The sequence below is a fragment of the Nonomuraea sp. NPDC050786 genome (assembly GCF_040654115.1).
In the GTDB taxonomy this organism is placed as follows: domain Bacteria; phylum Actinomycetota; class Actinomycetes; order Streptosporangiales; family Streptosporangiaceae; genus Nonomuraea.
The window spans coordinates 150,960-157,410 of the sequence record NZ_JBFAHJ010000031.1 but is presented as its reverse complement, the minus strand read 5'-3'; the positions used below and the strand labels follow the sequence as shown (position 1 = coordinate 157,410).

The 6,451-nt window shown below is 69.6% G+C and carries 6 protein-coding genes; 2 read left to right on the top strand and 4 right to left on the bottom strand.

Annotation, left to right across the window (positions count from 1 at the left end):
* Nucleotides 1–200: 200 nt before the first annotated feature.
* The gene (locus tag AB0H84_RS41460; protein ID WP_345002898.1) at nucleotides 201–452 is read left to right on the top strand and encodes a DUF4242 domain-containing protein; all 252 of its coding nucleotides are present in this window, start codon (nucleotides 201–203) and stop codon (nucleotides 450–452) included.
* A 60-nt stretch (nucleotides 453–512) separates the two neighbouring features.
* A complete protein-coding gene (locus AB0H84_RS41455; RefSeq protein WP_357617256.1) occupies nucleotides 513–1,172 on the top strand; it encodes an RICIN domain-containing protein in 660 nt (219 codons plus the stop codon).
* Between the two features lie 198 nt (nucleotides 1,173–1,370).
* Here AB0H84_RS41455 and AB0H84_RS41450 read toward each other — a convergent pair whose 3' ends face one another.
* From AB0H84_RS41450 to AB0H84_RS41435, 4 genes are all read right to left on the bottom strand, one after another.
* Nucleotides 1,371–1,622, bottom strand: a complete 252-nt coding sequence (locus AB0H84_RS41450; RefSeq protein WP_345002901.1) for a helix-turn-helix transcriptional regulator — start codon at nucleotides 1,620–1,622, stop codon at nucleotides 1,371–1,373.
* A gap of 86 nt (nucleotides 1,623–1,708) precedes the next feature.
* Nucleotides 1,709–2,767 carry a tyrosine-type recombinase/integrase gene (locus AB0H84_RS41445; protein ID WP_357617254.1) on the bottom strand — a complete coding sequence of 353 codons (1,059 nt, stop codon included), beginning with the start codon at nucleotides 2,765–2,767 and terminating at the stop codon, nucleotides 1,709–1,711.
* 82 nt (nucleotides 2,768–2,849) lie between these two features.
* Nucleotides 2,850–4,379: a UDP-N-acetylglucosamine 1-carboxyvinyltransferase gene (locus AB0H84_RS41440; protein WP_357617252.1), complete on the bottom strand. Its 1,530-nt coding sequence runs from the start codon at nucleotides 4,377–4,379 to the stop codon at nucleotides 2,850–2,852.
* 16 nt (nucleotides 4,380–4,395) lie between these two features.
* Nucleotides 4,396–6,093 carry an enoyl-CoA hydratase-related protein gene (locus AB0H84_RS41435; RefSeq protein WP_357617250.1) on the bottom strand — a complete coding sequence of 566 codons (1,698 nt, stop codon included), beginning with the start codon at nucleotides 6,091–6,093 and terminating at the stop codon, nucleotides 4,396–4,398.
* Between the last annotated feature and the right edge of the window lie 358 nt (nucleotides 6,094–6,451).

Here is a 6,451-nt window from a genome sequence, read left to right as displayed (position 1 = left end):
GCGATCACCAAGGACGTCTACGGACACCTGCTGGAGGGCGACCGCCGCGCCGCGACCGAAGCCATCTCCAGCGCTCTCCTGGGGTGACCCGCACGGGAAATTAGGGAACGCGCGCCGCAACATAGGGAGCCGCTCCCGATCCGGCTGCCCGGCCTGCGTCCATACGGTTGGCAGGACTCACCAAGGAACGGGAGGCCGGCATGCCGCTCTACATGGACGTCCACACCATCGCCCAGGGCGTCGCGATGGCCGACGTCGTCCAGGCGCATAAGGCGGACCTGCAGCATCAGGGCCGCCACGACGTCAGCTACCTGCGCTACTGGGTCGACGAGAGCCAGGGCACGATCTTCTGCCTGGTCGAGGCGCCTTCGGCGGAGGCGGCCGCGGCGGTGCACCGCGAGGCCCACGGGCTGGTGGCCGACCAGATCTTCCAGGTGCAGGAAGGCAGCTGATACGCCGCAGCGCCCTCACGTAACGGATCGAAACCCTCAACAGGAAGCGAGTAAACGCCCATGAACCAGATCCTGTCCGGCCGCGTACGACGCTCGACCGCGCCGCTGCTGCTGGCCGCGGCGATCTCCACGGCGATCTCAGCGGCCGCCTGCCTGGTGCCGGCCGCCGCGAACGCCGCCGACCAGCCCACCCCGGCGTCGGCCCCGGCGTCGGCGTCGGCGTCGGTGCAGCCGACCGGAGGGCCGGTGGCGCTCCCGCCGGGCCCGGGCCCGCCGGCGCTCGGCGGCTTCTTCAAGGTCCAGGAGGCCGAGCAGAGCAAGTGCCTGGACGTCAAGGACGCCTCCACCGCCGAGAACGCCTTACTCCAGCGCATCTCCTGCAAGGGCAACGACGCCCAGCTGTGGCTGCCGACCCTGCTGTCGGTCGACGGCTCCGGCGCATTCGTCTACCAGCTGTCCAACCGGGGCAGCGGCAAGTGCGTCGAGGTCCGGAACGAGGCCGCCGCGTTCGGCGCGCAGGTGGTGCAGCACACCTGCGACCCCAGCCGCCTGGCCGGGGAGCGCTGGCTGCACCAGGGGGAGATCCCGCCCACGGGGGTGGGCTTCGGCCAGCTGAAGTCGGCTCTGGACCCGTCCCTGTGCCTGGACACCCTCGGGCAGCTGGCCAAGGTCTTCACCTGCACCACGCCCAACGACGCCCAGCTGTGGCGCTTCCAGTGACCCGGACATCCGGACGCCGGGCCCGTACATGACGACGAGGGCCTCTCCGCCGGGGAGGCCCTCGTCGTCACCCGGCGTACGGGGCGGCGCAGCACCGCAGCCGTTCCCTCTGCTCATAGGCTCGTCGGATTTCCGGCCGACCACGGGCACCGCTCGGGCGCGCCTGGCGGGGGCGGCGACGGCCGAGGGAGCAGCCGGTCAGGTGGGGGCGGGCGTGGAGCGGGTGGCCAGCCGGTCGAGCGAGATGCCGAGCACGTCGGCCAGGGCCGCGATGGTGAAGAACGCCGGCGTCGCGATCCGGCCCGTCTCGATCTTGCGGAGCGTCTCGGCGGACATGCCGGCGGCGGCCGCGACCTCGACGATGCTGCGCTCGCCACGGGCCCGGCGCAGGATCAGCCCCAGCTGCTCGCCGCGCAGCCGCTCCTCAGGGGTCAGCGGAGGTCGCACCATGCAACCCACTCTATACCCGCGATACCGGTATAGTTATCGAATATCTCCGGTCCGAGCGGCAGGGGAGAGGCACCCGCACACCGCACTCACCGGCCGCTCTTGCCCCGCAGCAGCGGATGAGTACGCATCGCCACCTCCAGCTCACCTGGCAGCTCATCCCGATACCGGCCCAGCGTCGACAGATCGCTGTGCCCCAGCACCCGCCGCACCGCATCCATGTCCACCGCGTCGGCCAGCAGATGCGTCGCCGTCGTGTGCCGCAACCCGTGCGGCGTCACCGAACGCCGCTGATCGGGATCCACCCGCCGCTGCACCCGGTCGATCACCGCCTGCACGTCCCCCCGCGCCAGCCGCCGCCCCCGCCACGACAGCAGCAACGCCTTGTCCGCCCCCGCACCGGCCCCCGTCCCAGCCAACGCACCGGCCCCCGTGCCGGCCAACGCCGGCCGCCCCCGCTCCAGATACTCCTGCAACACCCCGGCGACACCGTCCGGCAACGGCACATCCCGCGTCCGACCGCCCTTGCCGAAGATCCGCCAGTAACGCACCCCGTCATTGGTGAAGAAATCCTCCACATTGGCCCGCACCAGCTCCGACACCCGCGGCCCCACCGTCGACAACAGCAGCACGATCACCGCGTCCCGCAACTCCGTACGCTGATCACGACGCTTGGCCGCAGAAGGAGCCTCCGGCAACGCCCGCGCCGCCCCGATCAACCCCTGCGCCTGCTCCCGCGTCAACGCCCGCCGCTGCGGCCGCAACCCCCCGCGCTCCTTGGCCGTCACCGTCGAAGCCGTCATCGGATTGATCTGCACCCAGCCCGCCAGCGTCGCATGCTTGAACAACGCCGAGATCGACCGGCGAAAACGCGCCTGCGACGACGGCGACTGCCCCCCGCTCGCCGCCCGCCGCCGCCCGTCCGGCCGGCGCGCGAACGCCAGCAGCAACGCGTCCACATCCTCGCCCGTCAGATCGTCCAGCACCACCTCGGCACCGGCCAGCTCCACCAGCGTGGCCACATCCCGCGCATACACCTCCGCCGTCGACGGCGACAACGCCCCCGTCACCGTCCGGGCCCGCACCAGCTCCACATAACGATCAGCCGCCTCCGCCACCGTCAGCCGCTCGAGCTCCGCAGGCCGCACCGGCCGCCACCTTCCCCTCGAATGTCCCGCGCACGAGAAAAGATCCAAGGACGACCGTAGCGGCCGGCACCGACAACCAACGCTAGATGTCGCGGAACGTCTCGATGCGCGCACCCAACGCGTTCAACCGCTCGGCGAGATCCTCATACCCGCGGTTGATCACGTAAACGTTGCGCAGCACCGACGTGCCCTCCGCCGCCATCATCGCCAGCAGCACCACCACCGCCGGCCGCAACGCCGGCGGGCACATCATCTCCGCGCTGCGCCACCGCGTCGGACCCTCCACCAGCACCCGATGCGGATCCAGCAGCTTCACCGACGCCCCCAGACGCGTCAGCTCCGTCAGATAGATCGCCCGATTGTCGTACACCCAGTCATGGATCAACGTCGAGCCCTGCGCCGACGCCGCGATCGCCGCGAAGAACGGCACATTGTCGATGTTCAGCCCCGGGAACGGCATCGGATGGATCTTGTCGATGGGGGAGACCAGCTTCGACGGCCGCACCGTCAGATCCACCAGCCGCGTACGCCCATTGGCCGCCGCGTACTCCCGGCCCCGATCACAGTCGAGGCCCATCTCCTCCAGCACCGCCAGCTCGATCTCCAGGAACTCCACCGGCACCCGGCAGATCGTCAGCTCCGACGACGTCACCACCGCGGCCGCCAGCAGGCTCATCGCCTCCACCGGATCCTCAGAGGGGGAGTAGTCGACATCACGCTCGATGTCCGGCAGCCCGTGCACCGTCAGCGTCGTCGTCCCCACCCCCTCCACCCGCACACCCAGCTGCTCCAGGAAGAAGCACAGGTCCTGCACCATGTAGTTGGAGGAGGCGTTGCGGATCACCGTCACACCGTCATGCCGCGCCGCCGCCAGCAGCGCGTTCTCCGTCACCGTGTCGCCCCGCTCCGTCAGCACGATCGGCCGCGACGGCGACACCTCCCGATCCACCCGCGCGTGGTAGAACCCGCCCGTCGCCGTGATGTCCAGCCCGAAGTGCTTCAGCGCCGACATGTGCGGCTGCACCGTACGCGTGCCCAGATCACAGCCGCCCGCGTACGGGATCTGGAACTGGTCGGTACGGTGCATCAACGGCCCCAGGAACATGATCACGCTCCTGGTACGGCGGGCCGCCTCGGTGTCCATCGCCTCCAGCTCCAGCCGGGCCGGAGGCACGATCTCCAGATCGCTGCCCTCATTGATCCACCGCGCCCGCACCCCGATCGAGGCCAGCACCTCCAGGATCCGGTAGACCTCCTCGATCCGCGCCACCTTCCGCAGGATCGTCCGGCCCGAGTTCAGCAGCGACGCGCACAGCAACGCCACACACGCGTTCTTCGACGTCTTGACGTCGATGCTCCCCGACAGCCGGCGGCCGCCCACCACCCGCAGATGCATCGGCCCCGCATACCCCAGCGAGACAATCTCACTGTCGAGCGCCTCACCGATCCGGGCGATCATCTCAAGACTGATGTTCTGGTTGCCGCGCTCGATCCGGTTGACCGCGCTCTGCGACGTCGCCAGAGCATCCGCCAGCTGCAACTGCGTCCATCCACGATGCTGACGCGCATCCCGGATCAGCCGGCCGATCCGCACAAGGTAATCATCTGCCACAACACGAGACCATATCTCACATATGAGATGCCGCAGCGCCCGCAGAGGCCGACGCGCCGAACAACTCCCGATGACCCGCCAGATGCTCCGGCGTCGCCGACGCCTTCACCTTGTGCACGAACGCCCGCCGCGCCGCCCGGAACTCGTTACGGTCGTCGAACATGTCGCGACTCATCTCCGCCAGCTCCTCGGCCCGATACGCGTCCAACGGCCTACGCCGCTCATCGACCTCACGCGCCTGCCGCCGCCCCGCCAGCAGCCGATCATAACCCGGATCCGCCGCCAGCCGCTCAGCGTACTCCAGCACCCTGCGCTCGAAGTCCAGCCGCGAACCGCCCAGCATCCGATCGGCCAGCCCCATCTCGACCGCCTCCACCGCGCCAACCGGCAACGCCTGCTGCGTCAGCCTCCGCGCCGTCTCCGCACCCACCCGGCGCGGCAGCACATACGTCCAGTACTCGCTGCCGAACAGCCCCATCGTCCGGTAATGCGGATTCAGCACCACCGAATCCCGGATGATCACCCGGTCGGCGCCCAACCCCATCATCACCCCGCCCGCACCCGCGTTCCCCCCGATCGACGTCACCACCAGCTGACTCGTACACCCCACGATCTCCCGGCACACCGCGTTGATCGCATTGATGTTCAGCCACGCCTCGAACTCCGGCTGCCGCGCGGCCTCGATCACGTTCAGATGGATACCGTTGGAGAACACCTCTCCACCCCGCACCACCAGCACCCGCGTGTCCTGCGCCGCCGCGTACCGCACCGCCGACGACAACCGACGACACTGCTCCGTCGACATCGCCCCGTTGTAGAAGTCGAAACTCACCACACCCACACCGTCACTGCGGTCATAGGTGATCTCGCTGTAGCCCGAACGCTCCGGAGCCGACGCCACCCGCTCACCCAGCGCCAGCGCCGCCGGCAGCTTGATCGCCCCCTCCTGCTCCAGCCGCACATGACCCACCCACACCGAGCCACCCTCGCCGGTGTGCACCAGCACCGCACCCTCCCGGCGCGCCGCCACCTGCCCCGGCCGCCCCGCCAGATCAGGACCCCGGTACACGTCGAACACCCGCACCGGCACATCACACAGCATCGCCCGCCCACCAGGCGCCCCGTCCGCGGCCCGCACCCGCCGCAGAATGTCCTGCGCCGGCTCCTCCCACGAGAACTCCCGGTCCGAGTGCCGCATCGCCCGCCGCAGCCGGCCCCGCACCTCCGGCGAACGGTAATCCAACGGCACCGGCACGAACGACGGATCCGCCGCCTTGGCCGCCACCTCCGTCACCAGCTCCACCGCCGCATCGGCGACCGGACCGTTGTACAGCGCCGACTTACGCGGCGGTTCCGATGGCATCGCGAACGTCCGATACCCCCAGATCGGGCCCGCGTCCATCTCCTCGACCGCCTGCAGCGCCGTCACCCCCCACTCCGGCTCGCCGTCCAGGATCGCCCAGTCCAGCGACGACGGCCCCCGGTCCCCGGGCGGCCCCGGATGAATGATCACCGTACGGTGGCCGCGCCACAGCTGCTCAGGCACCCGCTCCTTCAGGAACGGGCAGATCACCAGATCCGGCTTGGCCAGCTCGGCCGCCTCCGCCATCGCCTGCTCCGAGACGGCCAGCTCGACACTCACCTCATGGCCGGCGCGGCGCAACTCCAGCCAGCAACGCTGGGTCAGGCCGTTGAACGAGGAGCACAGCAGCAAGATACGCAACGGGGGACTTCTTTCACGCAAGGTAGACGACACGGAACGGGGGCGGCAGGGGACCGGTCAGCGGGAGGGGCGTTCCCTCCTGTCCCGCACATTTAAGACTGTCCCATATGGCCCATACATGTCTTTGATGCTGACATGGATCGTCCACTGCCGGTGACGTTTCACCGCAAAAAACCCGCCCAGACCGGCCCTAATTGACCCGTTTTGCCCGAAACATCCGCTGTGACGGGCTCCAGGTGGCGTACCCGGCCCGAACCGAATCCCCCATCCGGGAGCCCCAACCGCCGGGGGAGCGGTCGCCGTGTCACCACGCTTGTGGTCGGGGGCGTGGGAGCGGCGGCGCTCGCCA

Coding starts and splice junctions, on each gene's coding strand:
- AB0H84_RS41460 (WP_345002898.1), top strand. CDS start 201: ATGCCGCTCTACATGGACGTCCACACCATCGCCCAGGGCGTCGCGATG.
- AB0H84_RS41455 (WP_357617256.1), top strand. CDS start 513: ATGAACCAGATCCTGTCCGGCCGCGTACGACGCTCGACCGCGCCGCTG.
- AB0H84_RS41450 (WP_345002901.1), bottom strand. CDS start 1,622: ATGGTGCGACCTCCGCTGACCCCTGAGGAGCGGCTGCGCGGCGAGCAG.